The 17,225-nt window shown below is 71.4% G+C and carries 13 protein-coding genes; 3 read left to right on the forward strand and 10 right to left on the reverse strand.

Going from position 1 to position 17,225, the window contains the following annotated elements:
* Positions 1-23 precede the first annotated feature (23 nt).
* On the forward strand, positions 24-1,385 hold the full coding sequence (locus tag C1701_RS01100; protein ID WP_162183677.1) for a sensor histidine kinase: 1,362 nt from the start codon (positions 24-26) through the stop codon (positions 1,383-1,385).
* 212 nt (positions 1,386-1,597) lie between these two features.
* Positions 1,598-3,103 (forward strand): ArnT family glycosyltransferase, encoded by a 1,506-nt coding sequence (locus C1701_RS01105; RefSeq protein WP_035275757.1) that lies wholly within the window; start codon positions 1,598-1,600, stop codon positions 3,101-3,103.
* A 1,014-nt stretch (positions 3,104-4,117) separates the two neighbouring features.
* On the opposite strand, the gene C1701_RS27010 is transcribed toward C1701_RS01105, so the two are convergent.
* The 6 genes from C1701_RS27010 to C1701_RS01135 all read right to left on the reverse strand — a co-directional run bounded on the left by C1701_RS27010 (position 4,118) and on the right by C1701_RS01135 (position 10,595).
* On the reverse strand, positions 4,118-4,594 hold the full coding sequence (locus C1701_RS27010) for an ArsR/SmtB family transcription factor (protein WP_051713140.1): 477 nt from the start codon (positions 4,592-4,594) through the stop codon (positions 4,118-4,120).
* Positions 4,595-5,149: 555 nt separating this feature from the next.
* Positions 5,150-6,103, reverse strand: a complete 954-nt coding sequence (locus C1701_RS01115; RefSeq protein WP_156038602.1) for an ArsR/SmtB family transcription factor — start codon at positions 6,101-6,103, stop codon at positions 5,150-5,152.
* An 802-nt stretch (positions 6,104-6,905) separates the two neighbouring features.
* Positions 6,906-7,193 carry a chorismate mutase gene (locus C1701_RS01120; RefSeq protein ID WP_030106868.1) on the reverse strand — a complete coding sequence of 96 codons (288 nt, stop codon included), beginning with the start codon at positions 7,191-7,193 and terminating at the stop codon, positions 6,906-6,908.
* 391 nt (positions 7,194-7,584) lie between these two features.
* Positions 7,585-8,550, reverse strand: a complete 966-nt coding sequence (locus C1701_RS01125) for a ParB/RepB/Spo0J family partition protein (RefSeq protein WP_337662057.1) — start codon at positions 8,548-8,550, stop codon at positions 7,585-7,587.
* Between the two features lie 784 nt (positions 8,551-9,334).
* Complete coding sequence (locus C1701_RS01130; protein WP_103055345.1) at positions 9,335-10,285, reverse strand: pirin family protein; 951 nt, start codon at positions 10,283-10,285, stop codon at positions 9,335-9,337.
* Positions 10,278-10,595: a GNAT family N-acetyltransferase gene (locus tag C1701_RS01135; protein ID WP_026420414.1), complete on the reverse strand. Its 318-nt coding sequence runs from the start codon at positions 10,593-10,595 to the stop codon at positions 10,278-10,280. The genes C1701_RS01130 and C1701_RS01135 overlap by 8 nt, the downstream gene beginning before the upstream one ends.
* 203 nt (positions 10,596-10,798) lie before the next feature.
* Between C1701_RS01135 and C1701_RS01140 the strand changes: the two genes are divergently transcribed.
* Entirely contained in the window at positions 10,799-12,334 is a 1,536-nt protein-coding gene (locus C1701_RS01140; protein WP_103055346.1) for a 3-hydroxyacyl-CoA dehydrogenase NAD-binding domain-containing protein, read from the forward strand.
* 83 nt (positions 12,335-12,417) lie between these two features.
* On the opposite strand, the gene C1701_RS01145 is transcribed toward C1701_RS01140, so the two are convergent.
* The 4 genes from C1701_RS01145 to C1701_RS01160 all read right to left on the reverse strand — a co-directional run bounded on the left by C1701_RS01145 (position 12,418) and on the right by C1701_RS01160 (position 17,212).
* Positions 12,418-13,023 carry an MSMEG_1061 family FMN-dependent PPOX-type flavoprotein gene (locus C1701_RS01145; RefSeq protein WP_103055347.1) on the reverse strand — a complete coding sequence of 202 codons (606 nt, stop codon included), beginning with the start codon at positions 13,021-13,023 and terminating at the stop codon, positions 12,418-12,420.
* Positions 13,024-13,118: 95 nt separating this feature from the next.
* A complete protein-coding gene (locus C1701_RS01150; RefSeq protein WP_103055348.1) occupies positions 13,119-13,943 on the reverse strand; it encodes a siderophore-interacting protein in 825 nt (274 codons plus the stop codon).
* Positions 13,944-14,427: 484 nt separating this feature from the next.
* Positions 14,428-15,732, reverse strand: a complete 1,305-nt coding sequence (locus C1701_RS01155) for a carboxyl transferase domain-containing protein (protein ID WP_035293089.1) — start codon at positions 15,730-15,732, stop codon at positions 14,428-14,430.
* Positions 15,733-15,754: 22 nt separating this feature from the next.
* The gene (locus tag C1701_RS01160; RefSeq protein WP_103055349.1) at positions 15,755-17,212 is read right to left on the reverse strand and encodes an acyl-CoA synthetase; all 1,458 of its coding nucleotides are present in this window, start codon (positions 17,210-17,212) and stop codon (positions 15,755-15,757) included.
* Between the last annotated feature and the right edge of the window lie 13 nt (positions 17,213-17,225).

Here is a 17,225-nt window from a genome sequence, read left to right on the forward strand (position 1 = left end):
TCTTCTCTGCTAGGCTTGACCGCGTGGGTCGGACGGAAGTGTCCCCGACGCGGGTTGATCACGACGAGCCCGCCTACTCGAGGCACCGGGTGCCCACCCAGATCCTGCACGCGATCGCGGGAAGCCCGCTGCGGTTCCTTCGCTCCGGCTGGCCCTGGCATGCGCTGCGCTACCTCACCGGGGGCGCGTTGGCGGTCGTTCCGCTGCTCGCGCTGCACAAGTGGACTTCCGAGGTGGGTACCGCCGCTGCCTACCTGACCGCGGCGACCGGGCTGGTCGTGGTGTGCCTGGTGGCGGCGGCCCCACTCGCGGCGTTGGAACGTCGGCGCCTGGGCATGCTCGGCATGGGGATCGCCAGCAGCCGCGGCCCATCCCACTCGGCGGAACCGCACGGCTCCCCGTGGGGACGTCTGCTGTCGCTGCCGCTGTGGCGGGAATGGGCCTACTGCCTGCTCCTGGTGGTGGTGCTCGGGATCGTGGACCTGTTCGCCGTCCTGGCTGCGGCGACCGTCCTGATCCTTCCGGCCACGCCGTTGCTCGAGTTCCTGATGGACATCGAGTCCATGGTGAACCTCGGTCCCCCGGGCACTGCTCCCACCACCGGGTTCGTCGCGAAGACCGTCACTGTCCTGGTCGGGCTGATCCTGCTCCCGATCGCCGCTTACGGAGTGGCTCTCCTCGCAGCCTGGCAGGGTTCCCTGGCGCGCTGGCTCCTGCGTCCTCGCGGGCGGGAGATCACCGGCTGGGGGCGCCGCTCGATGTCCTCCCGCGCCTGGCTCGCGCACGTGTGCGAGGCCGAGCGACGTCGGATCGAGCGCGACCTGCACGACGGGGCCCAGCAGCGGTTGGTCGCTCTCATCCTGCAGTTGGGGATAGCCGAGATCGACCTGCGGAACTGCCAGTGCGACGCGGGGGAAACGGTGGTCGCCGCGCGGCGCGAGGCGGAGCGGGTACTGGCCGACCTGCGCCAACTGATCCGGGGTATCCATCCGCAGGTGCTCACCGACCACGGTCTCGGTCCCGCTGTGGCCGAGCTCGCCGCTCGTTGTCCCCTCGCGGTGACCGTGCGCCTCGACCTCCCACGACGTCCCGGGCCCGAAGTGGAGGCGGCGGCGTACTTCGTCGTGTCGGAGGGCCTGGCGAATATCGTCAAGCACAGCCGCGCCGAACGCGCCGAGGTCCGGGGGCGACTGGAGGGTGACCGCTTGGCGTTGTCCGTGTGGGACGACGGCGTGGGCGGCGCCGAACCAGCTGCCGGGAGCGGGCTGCGGGGCCTGGCCGACCGGGTCGCGGTGGTGGGGGGACGGGTGATGCTCACGAGTCCGAGGGGCGGCCCGACGACCCTGTTCGTCGATTTGCCCCAACTGGTCACTGACGCGGTCTGATTCGTTCGCATACCCGCGTGGCGGTTCGGGCTGTCCCGCCCACGTCGCGACGTTCGCCTTCGCTTGACGACGGGTGCTCGAGTCATTGACCGCGGGTACTCACCGGGGACAATCGTTCAGGTGATATCGCGAGTCGGACTCATCAGCGGTGGTCAAACAGTCGTTCGTGCGGAAGGATTCCACGCGTAATCCTCCCATTCGAAGGGGAAAGCATGATCCCATCCGGCAGCGTCGTTCCCAGCAGAACGGCACCACCCCCGCTGTTCCGGCTTCCCGTTCTGCTCGTCAGCGCGACCCTCACGATTCTGGCCCTGACACTGGCCGGTCGCCACGGGTACTATTTTGACGAACTCTACTTCCGGGTGGCGGGTAATCACCTCGACTGGGGTTACGTCGACCAACCGCCAATGGTCCCCTTTCTGGCTTGGGCCCAGATTCAGCTTTTCGGGGACACGGTCTTCGCCCTCAGGGTGTTACCCGCGCTGATCGCGGGTGCGGTGGTGTTGCTGGGTGCTTTGATCGCGCGCGAGTTGGGCGGTCGCGATCACGCCCAGCTGCTCGCGGCCCTCGCCACCGCCACCTCGATGGTCACGATCAGCTCCTCGCACATCCTGCACACGTTCACGGTCGACCTGCTCGTCTGGCAGGTGTCGATCTGGTGCCTGCTCCGACTGGTCCGGACGCGGGACACTCGGTTGTGGCTGGTCGTGGGCCTCGTCGCGGGCGTGGGGATGCTGGCGAAGTTCCTCCCGCTGTTGCTCTTCGGCGGGGTCCTCGTGGGGTTCCTGCTCGTGGGGCCCCGGCAGCTCCTGAAGGGCTGGCACTTCCCGTGTGCCATCGGTCTCGGGCTACTCGTCGCGGCTCCGGCGTTCCTTTGGCAGGCCGCCCGGGGCTGGCCGCAGCTGGAGATGGCGGCCACGATGTCCGGCGATGGCGCGCTCCGGCTCGCGTTCCTCCCCGTCCTGGTGGTCTTCGTGGTCGGTCCGCTCCTCGCTCCGTTCTGGCTGGCCGCTGTGGTCGGTCTGTTCCGGCGGGCGGAGTGGGAGCAGTACCGCTTCCTCGGGGTGGCGTTCCTCTCCGCCGGTCTCCTCCTCGTGATCGTGGCCGGGCAGCCCCGGTACCTCAGCGGGTTGTTGACGGCGCTGCTCGCGGTCGGCGCCGTGCCGGTAGCGGAGTGGCTTTCCACTCGGGGACGGCAGGTCACGGTCGGTGTGCTCCTGGCCGGCAACGCGGCGTTCGCCGTCGTGCTGACGATGCCCGTCCTGCCGCTCGACGTCTACGGGAAGTACCCGGAGTTCCCCGCCTTCGGAGATGCCCAGTTGGGACAGGCGGGATGGCCCGAGTTGGCCGAGCACGTAGCGGACGTCTACCACTCCCTGCCGGCGGACGAGCGGGAACGGGCCATCGTCTACGCGCACAACTACAGCCAGGCTGGGGCGCTGGACCGGTACGGTCCCGAACACGGGTTGCCCCCTGTCTACAGCGGCCACAACTCCTACGCCGATTTCGGCGTGCCGGCGGAGCCGGCCTCCGTCGCCCTCGTGTTCGGTGTCGACCCTGAGGTCCTGCACCCTCTGTTCGCGTCCTGTGAGACCAGCGGGGCTTTCGACATCGACCTCGCGGTGCTCGACGTTGGTGAACGGATCCTCGTGTGCCGTGATCCGGTCGCCCCCTGGTCCGAGCTATGGCCCGAGCTGAGATGGACAGGGGTCTTCTGACCAGGTGGTCCTGGCTTTCCCGACGCCCGCGCTCCGGGCCCGACCAACCGTCAGTGCGGGATCGGCCCTGCTTCCCTCCTCGCGCCCGCCACGGGGAGCTAGCCGTGGTCACGGCCACGGCGCGGCTTGGTGCTCCCAGCCGGAGCCGTGGGATCGGGGTCGTGCCGTCAGGGAGGGATCGCCGGTGGCCCTGCGGAGGAGTGTGGGCACCAGCGCGGTGGATCACGTGGGCGCGGGGGTGTCGCCCACCATTGATCGACCAGGGCCCACGTTCGGGGGGCCGGCGTTGAGGATCGGTGGGCGTTGTGGACGACCGGGATCCCTGCCCACTGCTCTGGCCGGGAGGTCGGCGAGAGCGAGCACCACGGTGGGCTGAGGGCACACGGGCGCGCCGAGCCGCCCCCGCCCCACCGCGCCCGGAGGCAGCGGACACCGGCGGACGGGCTCAGCGCTCACCCCGGTTTCCGCTGGTCGACCGCTCTCCACGACCTCCGACGCGCCGGTCCCCAGCCGGCATGGCGGCCGGGCCCGACCGGAACCATGCATCACGCGCCCTCGCCGAAGACGGGGGCGTTGCCGCCCGCGCCGCACCCAGTCGACACCGAAACCTGTGGCCCCGGCCCAGGGGCGACCCGGTGTTCACCGGGAGGCGACAGCGCGCGCCGGCTGTCGACAACCGAGGCCGCTGCCCCGGTCATGCTGTCCCTACCGACCGAGCGCCGGGCGCGCGGGCGGACCGGTCTGCGGTCCTGGCTTTGCTGAGCCCGCTCCCGCTAGCCAGGACCGTGGTCCCGCGGAAAGGGAACGTCGAACTCCTCGGATGACGCGTTCGTGGTGGGCCCGCCTCGCCACCGCTTGGGTCTTCGTGGCGGTGCCCCGTCACCGGGAGAGCCCCTGCGGCCACGAGCCGCGCTGGGCCCTACCGGTTGCGCCTGCGCGACCCAGGCGAGCACACCGGTCGTGGAATTCCCGCCCATGGGTCCGGTGTGGGGCGGACATCTCAGCTGTCTTGGCTCATCCGGCGACGCGGTGCGTTCCCTGATCGCGCGGACACCCGGCCTCGGCTGAGCGCGTCAGGCATCCGCAGGCCGTCCCGGTTCCCCGGCCTGGTGGCTGCTGGGCATGACGTCGCAACACCGCGCTCCCGAGCGCTGTCAGGTTGTGCGTCACGGTGTTGTGGTGCCGATGCGTGGTGATGAGGTGGGCGCGGCGCAGTACCGCAGTGTGGTGGCTCGCACCGGCGGCGGAGATACCGAGTCCTGTCGCCAGTTCGCCGGTGGTCCGGCTCTCCACCAGCTGGCGCAGCATCGCGGCTCGCGTCCTACCGAGCAGCGCCTCCAGGGCGCCTGCCTCCGACACGGTGTGCAGCACGGCGCACGGCAGGGGGGCCAGCGCAGCCGGGAGGACGAGCACTGGGCTCTCCTCCGGGGAGTTGGCCCCGAGGAGCAGGTGTTCACGCTGTCCCAGGAAGACTGACCAGACGAGGACCATTCCCCTTCCGTTGAGTCGCACCGTCGAGCCGGCCTCGCGCCCCAGCACGAGAGTGGGGTAGGACCAACGACCTGTCGGCTGCGTCGTAGCGAGCAGGCCTTCGACTCCACCGGCACTCAGGTGCTGTGCTCGTTCGTCGCGGACGGTCTCGAGGTACCCGCGGACGCCTTCCCAGTATGGGGTTACCGCCAATTGTCCGAAGTCACCGATGGTGCGGAGCGTCCCATCACCCTCCGCGCCTGGTCGCGCCCCACCCGTCTCTGGCCGCCGTGCCGCCATCGTGACGCTGTGGAGCAGCTCTCCCGCTGAGGCGGACAGGCCCAGAACAGCCCGGTGGAGTAGTGGACGCCCGCGAAGTTGGCTGGTGACATGATGCCGCCACCGGCGTAGATGCGGGTTGTCCTTCCGCCCGAACGCACGTGCGGCGAGCACCGTTTCGCCCCATTGCCCGAGGGACGCCCTGACCCGCATCCGTGTCAGATCGTCCGCGGTGAAATGAATCCTCATCGCTTTCCCCCTGTTTCGCGGCTGGTGCCTCGGAGCCGTGCTCTCAGTTCACGACGTCATGGCCCCCCTCGACCCCAGTAAGGGCACGCCACTGGAAACTCGGGCGCCTGTGATCTCGCTCGGGTAGCCGAGCCCGTCGGTCACCAGGGCCTCTCCAAGCGGGGTGAGGCTGTGCAGCACGGTGTTCCGTTCCCGGGCGGTGCTGATGAGGCCCGCGTTGCGCAACACGCCGGCGTGTTGGCTGACGCCGGCGAGCGAGACCCCGAGCTGACGTGCGAGCTGACCGGTCGTGCTCGTGGTGGTGAGCGCCCGCAGTATCTCAGCCCGAGTGCGTCCCATCAGGGCCTTGAGGGCGTTCAGGAGATGGGACGTCTCGGTGGGGTCGGCGAAGACCTCCTCGGTTGCGGACTGCGCGCCGAACAGCAGTGAGGGCCGGCTCCGCCCGTCGTCAACGACGACCGGAGGCCGGCCGTGCAGGAAGAGTGAGGGCACCAGGCGTAGCCCACGGCCCTGGAGTCGCAGAGGCTCACCCGTGCCGTCCAGGATGACCAGCTCCGGGTGTTGCCACCGTATTCGGGCATGGAGCGTCGAGAGAAGTTGGTCGACGCCTCCGCTGGCCAGGATGCGTCCCCTCGCCTGTCCCTCCGTTTCGAGCCCACGCAGGAGCGTCGACCACCACGGCTCGACGGCGACGCTCCAGAACTCCTCGACCACGCTGCCTGCTTCGTGCGTGTCGAGGCCACGATCGATGAGCAGTGCCTCGTGGCGGGGCGAGGGCTGGCGCAACCACTGGATCAGCTCGGGGAGAGGGCTCAGTGTTCTGACGATCGTCCTCACACTCCGCGCCCGCAGCCCCATCCGGCGGTGGACCTGGCTGCTCCACTGGGCGAAGGGAGTGCCCTGGGCACGTCCGAGCATGTCCATCGCCAGCGCCGCCTCGGTGAGGCGTCCCATCCTCGGATCGATCAGAACCCTGGATACGTCCTCGGCCTCAAAAATCATCGTGCGCACGGGTCACCCACCCCAGTCGGATCACGTACTCGAACGTGGACGGCGCCGAATGACCAGCCCCCGCGGCGCCGCGGACACGCGAGTCAATGGTTGTACCGCTAGGGAACCGGTAGTGCTACCACTAACCCGCGGAGCGATGATGCACCAGAGAGTTCCACCGTGCAACGGTCTTGACCGGACGCGCAGTTGATCCGCGAATCACTACAACCTCGGAGCACGAAAGTATACTTTGTACCACCACCGAAGGAACCAGCACGCTGACCTGAACAGGTTAACAACAACTGCGTGTCACGAGTTCTCCCAAACCGGACATCCAACGAAACCCCAACCCCGGCGCACTACACCCAACAGGAATGGGCAGCGACACCCGAACTGGCTTAAGCGGGAATAACGTCACCGAAAACTCACACCAAACGCGGTGCGCGGACCGCGTACGGCGCCGAGGAAGCATGGCGACCGCGTGGGGAGGGCATGTCGGTCCGGGACGGGGTCGCCGGCGCCTGGCGGTCGCCCGAGAGTTCCGGAGCCGCCTCGGGGCCGTGGTCACACCGAGGCGTTCCGAGGACGGAGGTCTGCTCCACGTCCGTCACTCGGGGCCCTTTCCAGGCCCCGGCCTCGCGCCTCACCAAACCGGAATGTCCTCGCCGAGGCGGGATCAGGTGCCGCCCCCACCACGTCACTCACGCCGACGGTGAGGTAGAACGCGCGGGCCGATCCGACAGTTGACCCCACGCCCGTGTGCTCCCACATGGGCACTGAGCGACGTCGGTCGACGAAGAAGCGCCGCTCGAGGTCAGCGGCGCCGGCCGAACACGGCGCCGACCTTGCCTCGGCACATCTCGAGTATCGCCATGATCACCACGGTGCCGGACCGACCCAACCGGCTCTGGTACCGCCGGATGACGACGTTCTCCCTGGCGTGCTCGATGCGGGTCTCGCCCGACTCGATGCGAGCGGCCTGGATTCGACGGGAGACCATCGCGCGGCGATCGATCAGGTCAAGTATCTGCTCGTCGATCACATCGATCTCCTCACGGCCAGTGACGATCTCCTGACTGGCATCAACGTTCTGCTTACTCATGACATCGTTCCCTTCGTTCTCGACAGCCGTGTCGCGGTTACGGGTAGGACCGACTCGCGCTGTCCGCGACGACGCCCTGCTGGATACATCCAGAACAGCACCGCACTCAACCCACTGCGACAATTTCGAGAAAAACCATTCCATGCGGGGATTCCGGGCAGCGGAACCCCCGCCGACTCACCACGACTACCAGGCATCGACATCCTGTCACACCCATATTCCCTTTTCCAGGATCGCCGCCCGGGACGAACGGTCCGCTCGTCGAGCGCGGGCGACTCCGGGCACGCGGTTCGCGGATTTTCCCGGGCAGCCAACTGCTCCGCCTGATCACCCGCCCGGTATGCGCGACACGGGGAACCCGGAGAGGGGTGGATCGATCCTCGGGTGCACCTCAGCCCGATGAGTTCGAGTACGCGCCGTTCCGGTCGCGGTCAACCCGTTGGCGCAACGCCGCAGCGAACTCCTCCCACCGCCTGGCGCTCGACTCGGCGAGTTCCACGACCAGGTCCGCGCAGTGCGGCGGCACCTTCTCGACCAGCCGTTCCCAGTCGGAAGTGCTGGCGAACTGGCTGTCGAGCCAGCGCAACAACATCCGTCCGGCGTCACTGAACCGGAGGGACGGATCTCGGCGCAATACGTCAAGTGCCGTGAGGGCGGCCTCGGTGTCGACCCCCTCCTTCGAGTTGTTCGCACCGCGTTCCCGGGGAGCCCGGGAGGAACTCCCTCGCTTGCGCAGACCGCCCTGTTGCCTTGGCGGCACAGGGTTCTCGCCAGCGCGGAGCCGCCTGCGCACATCCTGCACCGTTGACGGAGCGAGCCCCGAGGCACGGGCGATCTCCCGGAGCGACGCCTGCGGATGGTTCAGCAGCAGGCGGCTGGCGACCCGGCGTGCGGCGGCCGTGTTCAGCGGACGGGTTCGGCCATCTCGTCCAATCCTGGTGTTCGACTGCGCGGAACCATCAATCGAACGCTGCCGAATGGCACGGACGGTGCTCGCGGCGAGCCCGGTGACCCGCGCCGTCATCCGGTCCGACCACATCGGGTGTGATTCAACGATGCGTGCCGCCGCTGCGGTCCGATCGGCCAACGACAGGGGTAGGCCGTGTTCTACGTTCATCTGCACGGCCAGAACGAAGGCATCCCTCTCGGTTCCGGTGTAGAAACGGACGTCGATCATTTCCCGGCCCCGCAGCTCCGCCGCCCGAAGCCGGTGCATCCCATCGATCACCCGCATGGACGGATACAGTACGACAATGGGAGGAAACTGGGTCTCCGACTCCGCCAGGAGCTTGACGTGCTGCGTGTCCTCGCCCGTTCGCCGGGGCGAATCAGCCTTCACCAACGATGTGATCGGCACCTGAACCGAAGCCCCCCGAGCCGATAGCAGTCCCTCGAATTCGCCGGGGCGCCCCCCTGACGCATCGCGCTCCACTCGCGCTACCATCGGCGATCAGTCGGCAGGGCCGACGCACGACCAGCCGCAGGTCGAGCGAGGGACGACAGCATCCGTGAACAGCGCTGGTCGTTCCCACCACCTCCCACGCCCTCGGGATCCTCGTTCACGCCTCACACTCCCTGCCCCCGTCCGCCCCACCCGGCCCCGGACCCGCGACAGTCGCCTGGACGAGGCCGAAGACCTCCGCCTGCCCGAAGGAAAAGGTAAGGACCGTCTTGTCCACCAGCTACGACCAGATGTCGCAGCGCCACCGCCGAGGGTATGCGACGAAAGCAGACCCTGCAATCCACTTTTCTAATCATTAAACGGAGTTCCGACAGGGTGGACGTTTTGTCCACCTGACGTCAAGGAATAGCAGTTCCTCATCCAGCCCGCACACGTCAAGTTGTTTCGCTCATCGTCTAATAATCCGCTACTGGATCGGTCCGGAAGAGCTCCCGACGGGCCACCGCCGTGGACCAGGGCAGGAGGTAGTGCATTGTGCAAACTTCAGCCACCCTTGCTTAACCAAAATTTTGCGCCGCGCGTTGTTCTTCGCTTCGCGAACTCGAGCTCCGGGTACCGATGCGACCCGAGGACGCCTCGCCTCGGTACCCGGCCTCGTCGCACCGCTCGTCCCGCTACTCACCGGGCTCGCCCCGTCGCGGCCGCCCGTCATTCGCGGGATCCGAGTGACCGGCGGCCCTCAGCTCCTGCGGCGGGGGCGCAGGCGGACGCCGGGCAGTTCCGGCGCGGGGATGCGGTCGGTGCCGTGGCCGGCCACGACACCGAACCTGCCGTGGTGGTCCTCCCAGTCGGCTCGGGCGGCCTCGATCTCGGCGTGGTCGCGACCGACGAAGTTCCACCACATGACCAGGTCGTCCGGGAACGGCTCCCCACCGAGCAGCAGGAGTCTCGTGCCCTCCGCCGCGCCTCGGAACTCCAGCCCGCTCCGTCCGGTGCCGAGGTAGAGCAGCGGACCGGGGGTGACGCGGACCCCGTCCACCTCCACCTCGCCGGACACGACCAACACGGCGTGTTCGAAGTCCTCGCGCACCGGCAGTTCGGCCCGGCCGGGCGCGAGGGACAGCTCCGCTCCGAGGAGGGGGCTGTGCGTCGTCGCCGGGGAGCGGACCCCGGCGAGGTCACCCATGAGGACGGTGGCCCGCAGCGGGCCGGTCTCGTGGCGGGGCAGGTCGAGGTGCTGTTCGAACCCGGGGTCGATCCGGGCGCGGTCGGCGGGCAGCGCCACCCAGAGTTGCAGGCCGTGCAGGGCCTCCCCGCCCTCGGGGGAGACCTCGGAGTGGGAGACGCCTCGGCCCGCCGTCATGAGGTTCAGCTGCCCGGGTCGGACGAGCACGTCGCTGCCGACGCTGTCGCGGTGCCGGATCTCGCCGCTGATCGGCCACGTCACCGTCTGGAGGCCGATGTGCGGGTGGGGTAGGACGGTCATCGGGATGCGTTGGGGGCCGAACTGGTCGAGGAAGCACCAGGCACCCACGGTGGGCAGGGTGCGTTGGGGGAGCACGCGGTCCACCCGCACCCCCCGGATCCCGCCGAGGGGCACCTCGCGGGCCGGGTGGAGCTCGCGGACCGGGTGGCCGGTCGTCGCTGAGCCGCAGCGGGTCTCGGCGGGCTGGGTGGACAGGTCACTCATCGCCGCCACCGCCCTGCGGGCGGGGCTGCCGGACGTGCGGGGCGAAGCGGGGATTCCTGGCGACGAAATCGGCGATGAAGGAGCACACCGGGACGATCTTGTGGCCGCGCGCGACGACGTCATCGAGGGCTCCGGTGGCGAGCCGGGTGCCCAGGCCCTGCCCCGCGAAGTCGTTGGACACCTCGGTGTGGGTGAGGATCGTGGAGTTCCCGACCTCCTGGAAGTCGGCGAACCCGGCCCGGGTGTCACCGACCCACACCTCGTACCGGGAGCGCCCCTCGTCGCGGACCACCCTGGCTTCCTCGACCATCGCGTGCCCTCCTGATCACCGGCTCCCCGCACCAGATGACGGGGACGCCCCCGCATTCTGCCAACCGGGCGGGGCCGGTGACGACCGACCAGCCTTGCCCTGCTGCCTAGGCTGACCGTGATCGCGGTGGTGCTCGCCTCGCCCCGGCCCGGCGGGTGCCGGTCGGCGCGGGGCGGGGACACGGAACAGCACGGGAGGCGCGGATGCGGGTCAGGGTCGTCGGTGCCGGGGTGATGGGGCGGGGCATCGCCCAGTGGGCGGCCACGGCCGGTCACACGGTCGAGCTCGCCGACGCGAGACCGGCGGCCGTGGGGGAGGCCGTCGAGTTCACGCGGTCGATGCTCGGCCGCGCGGTCGAGCGGGGCCGGTTGAGCGCCGAACAGGGCGCGGCGGCGGGGGCTCTGCTGGTGCCCCTCGACTCGCCGTGGGAGCCCGGGCCTGAGGTGGACCTGGTGGTGGAGGCGGTGCGGGAGGACCTGGCCACCAAGGTGGAGGTGTTCACCCGGCTGGCGGAGGTGCTGCCCGCGCACACGGTGTTCACCAGCAACACCTCGTCGATCCCGATCACCAGGATCGCGGCGTCCCTGGCCGACCCGTCCCGGCTGGCCGGCCTGCACTTCTTCAACCCGGTTCCGCTGATGCGGTTGGTGGAGGTCGTGCCGGGCGCCAGGACCCGCCCGGAGATCCCGGGGCTGCTCGCGGAGTTCGTGCGGGGCTGCGGGCACCGGCCGGTGGTGGTGGCCGACACCCCGGGTTTCCTGGTGAACCACGCCGGGCGTGGGCTGGTGACGGAGGCGTTGGCGCTGGTGGAGGAGGCCACCGCTGGTGTGCCCACCCTGGACGCCATCGCCAGGGACGTGCTCGGATTGCGGATGGGGCCCTTCGAGTTGATGGACCTCACCGGGCTCGACGTCACCGACGCCGTCATCGACTCGGTGTGGCAGGGCTTCCGCTGTTCGGACCGGTTGCGGCCCTCGTTCCTGACCCCGAACCGGGTGGCCGCCGGCCTGCACGGCCGCAAGACGGGCGAGGGCTTCTACTCCTACGGCGACCCCGGCCCGTCCCGGGCGGCGGAGCCACCCGTCGTGGGGGACCGGGGCCGGGTGTTCCGGGTGGCGGGGTCCGGGGTGGACGCCACCGCCCTGCGGAACCGGCTGGTGGCGGTGGGCGGGCGTTTCGTCGACAACCCGGCCGTCGCGGCCGAGGGCACCCCGGTGCTCGTGCCCACGTGGGGGACGACGGTCGCCGCGCTCGTCGCCGAGCACCGGCTGCCCCCGGCCGGCACCGTCGGGGTGGACCCGCTGTCGCTGGCTCCGGGCAGCGGTCGGATCGTGCTGGCCGCGACTCCCGCCGTGGACGGCACCGTGGTGGCCGACGCCCGCGCGATCCTCGCCGGTCCGGAAGGCGACCCGGAGGAACGGGTGGTGTCGGTGGTGCGGGACACGGCCGGCTCGGTGGCGCAGCGCCTGGTGGCCTCGATCGTCGGGGTGGCCGCCTCCATCGCGGAGCGGGACCTGGCCAGCCCGGAGGACGTGGACCTCGCGGTGAGCCTCGCGCTCGGCTACCCGCACGGCCCGCTGTCCTGGGGTGACCGGATCGGCGCGCGCCGGCTCCTCGCCCTCCAGACCGCCCTGTTCGTCACCACCGGCGACCCCCGGTACCGGCCGACCCGGTGGGTGACCGAGCGCGCCCAGTTGGGGTTGCCGTTGACGACTCCCGCGAGCGGCCACCACGACTGACCCGGAGGGCCCCCTCGCTGGGGCCGGTGGGTCGGAGGCGTCGACCTGGGGTGGGTAGGGAGCCGGGTGGCCGGTCGGCCCGCTCAGCCGGTGAGCGTCGTCCGCGCCGCCCGCTGGCTCTCCAGGATGGCCAGTGTGCTCGGCGCCGCCTCGGGATCCGGCCAACCCGCCGGATCCCACAGCGAGGACCTGAGGAACGATCGTCCGCAGTGGACGAACAACTCGTCGACGGCCACCTCGACCGCCAGGGACGGCCTGGTGCCCTCCAACGCCAACCGGTCGAAGTAGGGGGCCGAGCGCAGGACGGTCGCCCGCCCGTTGACGCGCAGCGTCTCGAGGCGGCCCGGCATCAGGAACAACAGGCCCACTCCGGGGTTGCGCAGCAGGTTCCGCAGGCTGTCCAACCGACGGTTGCCGGGGCGGTCGGCGAAGGCGAGGGACCGTCCGCCGTCGAGGACCAGGACGCTGCCCGGCGGGTCGCCCCGGGGTGAGACGTCGAGGGCGCCGCCGTCGCCGGTGGTGGCGAGCAGGAAGAACGGTGATGCCTGGATGAACCGCCCGGACTGCTCGTCGATGACGGGGATCGCCTTGTTCGCCATCGCGGGTAACGGGTCGTCGACGATCTCGCGGAGTTCGGCCTCGCTGGTGACGGCGCGGCGCGTGGTCGGGTTGGCGTCCTTGCCACTCATGTGGGTCCCTCGTCGTCCGGGTGCGGGGTGCGCGCGCTTCCACCTGCGGGCCGGACGTGGGCCGGGTGCCGGCGTCGGCGACGGCACCCCGGATGTTAGTGCCGCCAGTAGCCTCCGAAGTAGTGCGAGCGCCGGTCCCAGCCGAGGTCGCCGAGCAGGTGCCGCCGGAGGGCGGCGACGAGCCCGGCCTCCCCCGCCACCCAGGCGTAGGGGGTGCCGGCGGGCAGGTTGAGACCCGCGAGTTCCGCGACCAGCCGATCCCCGGGTTCGACACCGGTCTCCTCGGCGAGCCAGCGGATCTCCACGCCGGGGCCGGCGACCAACGCTTGCGCGTCGTCCTCGGCCGGCACCGACACCAGCACGCGGGCGACGGCGTCGGGAGGCAGCGACTCGACGATCGCCCCGATCGCGGGGAGGGCCGTGGCGTCGCCCACCAGCAGCTGCCAGTCGGCGGCTCCGGGACGGTACTCGACTCCGACCGACTCACCCTGGTGGTGCGCGGCGGGCGCGACCAGTCCGAGGACGGCGCCCGGCCGGACGCGGTTGGCCCAGCGGGTGGCGGGGCCGGCGTCGCCGTGCAACGCGAAGTCGATGTCGATCTCGGCGAGTTCGGGGCGGTGCTCCCGGATGGTGTAGGTGCGCATGGGGGGTTGGAGGGCCTCGGGCATGGCGCGCCACGCCTGGTACCAGTCGTCGCCGGCGGGCAGTTGGGGGCGGTCCTCGCCGTCGAGGGGCAGCAGGATCTTGACGCGCTGGTCGTACCCGCCGCTGCCGACGGTGGCGATGGGGCCGCCACCGAAGGTCACCCGCATCATGTTCGGGGTGACCAGGCGGGCGGCGGTCACCGTGGCGTGGCAGACGGTGGACGTGGGGCGTGCGGTCGTGGGCCGGGGTGCGACGGTGGCGTTCGGGGCGGTCATCGGCTCCTCCTTCGGACCCGGAGCCGGCCGAGCACGCCGGCCGACGGCGCGGCGAGCCGGGATGACCGGCGGGGGCGGGTCACGGACACCTCCAGGGGGGCGTTCAGGTTTGCCTACCCTAACCTCCCGGTTCGCCCGTTCGGGCGAGGGGATGTCCACCGTCACACCCGCCCGGATCCCCGTCCACAGTGGGTGACGTCAAGATCGCCGGCCGTGCGGGGCTGGGAGGGGTCCGGCGTCCCGGTCGGGCCCCCGCCACACCCGCGACCGGGCACCGCGGCGGGGTGGAACCCGCACTCCCCCGCCCCGCCCGCGGGGCACCCGTTCTCCCCTGACCGGCGCCCCACCCCACCAGGCCACGAGCGGCCCCGCCCGGAGTTCCCACCCTGGGAAGCCGGGCGCACCACCAGCCACCCCCGGCCGGCGGGATGACGCATCCAGGAGGCCGGACCTGGTCCTGGCGCGGGTGGTCCCGAACCGGCCCTCACGCCCCAGGGCGGACGATGCCCCGTGCGAGCCCCAACCCCACCACGTCCTGCGGGCGCAGCCGCAGCTGGTCGGCGGTGGCGGGCACCTCGGAGGGATCCCGCTTCAGGATGGCGGCCGCCGCCTCCGGGGAGGTCACCGAGAAGTAGCTGTCCGGGGCCATCCAGGTGTTCTCCGACGAGGCGAACGCCAACGCCCCACCCGAACCGCCCTCCCCCACCACCAGGGTGGTCACCGGCACCCTCGCCTCGGCGATCGCCGCGAACAGGGCACCGATCGCGCCCCCGGCCCCGGCCCGTTCGGCGGCCCCGTCGTTGGCCGCGCCCACCGTGTCCACCAGCGTCAGCACCGGGACACCGAGCCGGTCGGCCAGCCGCACCAGCCGGGCCGCGGTCCGGAACCCGGTCGGTGTCGTCGGGGTCCCCAGTTGCGCCGCGTAGGCCACCGACCGCTCGCCCCGCCAGCCGAACCCGCAGGCCACGCCGTCATCCACGCCCCCGACGCGGTCACCCCGGATGTCCTCCCGCCAGTCGAAGTGGGCGTCGAGGTAGGCGTCGGCCCGGGGCCGCCGGGGAGATCGCGCCGCGCTCACCGCCTCCCACCCGGTGCGGGGAGGGCGCGCCGCCCCCAGGGCGGCCGGCGGCGCGACCGGCCCCACCGCCGGCCTGGTCAGCAACCGCACCCAGCGGCCCACCACGGCGGGCAGGTCCCGTTCCGGCACGACCGCGTCGACGTGCCCGGCGGCGAACTGCCCCTCGGCGGTGTAGGCGGCCTCGTCGCCGGGCGGGCGGACGCGGGACCCCGCGAAGCCGATCTGCGCCCCCGGCGTGGCCAGGGTGACGTCCGCGCCGCTGGCCAGGGTCGCCCACCCCCCACCGGTGGTGGGGTCGAGGGCCACCGCGAGCTGCGGCACCCCGGCGAGCCGGGTCCGGCCCATCTCGGTGGCGATGCGGTGCAGCTGGGACAGCGCGGCCATCCCCTCCTGGGTGCGGCTGCCGCCGGTCGCGACGAGCGACACCACCGGGGTACCCCGCTCCCGGGCCTGGGCGAGGGCCGCCCGCACCCGCTGCCCGGTGCGGTGGCCGATCGAACCGCCGAGGAAACCGAACTCGAAGGCCACCAGGGTCACCGGCACACCGGCCACCGTGCCGGTGCCGCAGACCACCGACTCGCTCTCCCCGGACCGCTCGGCCGCGCGGGCGTGCGCACCGCCGTACCCCGGCCAGCCGATCGGCCCATCCCCCTCCAGGGGATCGGTGTCCACCGGGACCGACGCGACGACGTCGGCCGCCAGGGCGCGCATCAGGACCCGGGCCGGCACCCGCTCACCCACCCAACGCCCGCTTCATGACCTTGCCCATGTCGTTGCGGGGCAGGGCGTCCAGGTAGCGCACCACCCGGGGCCGCTTGTGCGGGGCCAACAGGGTCGCCACGTGATCGACCAGGTCCGCCTCGGACGGGCGGGGCGCGGCGGCCGGCACGACCCAGGCGACCACCCGCTCACCCAGGTCCGGGTCCGGCTCCCCCGTCACCGCCACCTCCGCCACCCCGGGGTGGTCGAGCAACGCGTTCTCGATCTCCCCCGCCCCGATCTTGTAGCCGCCGCTCTTGATGAGGTCCGTGGCCCGCCGGCCGACGATCCGCAGGGAACCGTCCGGGTCCCGCACGCCCATGTCCCCGGTGCGGAACCATTCGCCGTCGAAGGCGTCCCTGGTGGCGTCGGGACGGTTCAGGTACTCGGTGAACAGGTTCGACCCGGTCACCTGGATCTCCCCGATGGTCTGCCCGTCGTCCTCGGTCAGCTCCGCGCCGGCGTCGTCGACCAGCCGCACCCGCACCCCGGCCAGCGGGACGCCCACCGTGCCCGGCCGCGCCGGCCCGTCCACCCGGACACTGGTGTTCATCAACGTCTCGGTCATCCCGTACCGCTCCACCACCCGCTGCCCGGTGGCCGCGCCGATGCGCTCGTGGTCGTGCACCGGCAGCGCCGCCGACCCCGACACCAACAGCCGCGCCGAGGACAACGCCCGGGCCAGGTCGGGCCGGTCGGCGATCTCCTCGGCGATCCGGTGGTACATGGTCGGCACGCCGAACATCATGGTCCCGCCGGCCGACAGGCGCTCGACGAGCGCGTCCGTGCCGAACCGCCCGAGGTGGTGCACGGTGCCGCCCAACCTGACCGGGCCGAGGATGCCCAGCACCAGGCCGTGCACGTGGAACAGCGGCAAGCCGTGCACCAGGACGTCGGCGGCGGTCCACCGCCACGCCTCCCCGAGGGCGTCGATCGTGCTGGCGACCGCGCGGCGGGGCAACACCACGCCCTTGGGGGCGCCCGTCGTCCCCGAGGTGTAGATGATCAGCGCGGGGTGCTCGGCCGGCGGTTCCGGTGGCAGCTCGCCACCGTCGCCCGTCAACGACACGCTCACCCGGGGGACCCGCGCCAACTCTCGGGGCAGGGTCACCCCGGGTTCGGCGAGGACGAGCGCCGGCGCGCTGTCCTCGACGATGTGCGCCACCTCCCGTTCCCCGCTCCTCGGGTTGATCGGCACGGCGGGGACCCCCGCCACCAGCGCCCCCACCACGGCCACGGCGGTGTGCGCGGTGGGCGTCGCCCACACCGCGACGTGCGCTCGACGCCCCCGCGTGGTCTCCACCGAACGCAGCCGTCGGGCCACCGCACCGGCCGCCGCGGCCAGCCCCGGGTAGTCCAGTGCCACGGACCCGAACCGGACGGCCTCGCGGGCGGGCGGGTTCAGCAGGGCGGGAAACAGCGGCTCGGTCACGGGGAACCTCCTG

This window comes from Actinoalloteichus sp. AHMU CJ021, from assembly GCF_002895405.1.
In the GTDB taxonomy this organism is placed as follows: Bacteria; Actinomycetota; Actinomycetes; order Mycobacteriales; family Pseudonocardiaceae; genus Actinoalloteichus_B; species Actinoalloteichus_B caeruleus.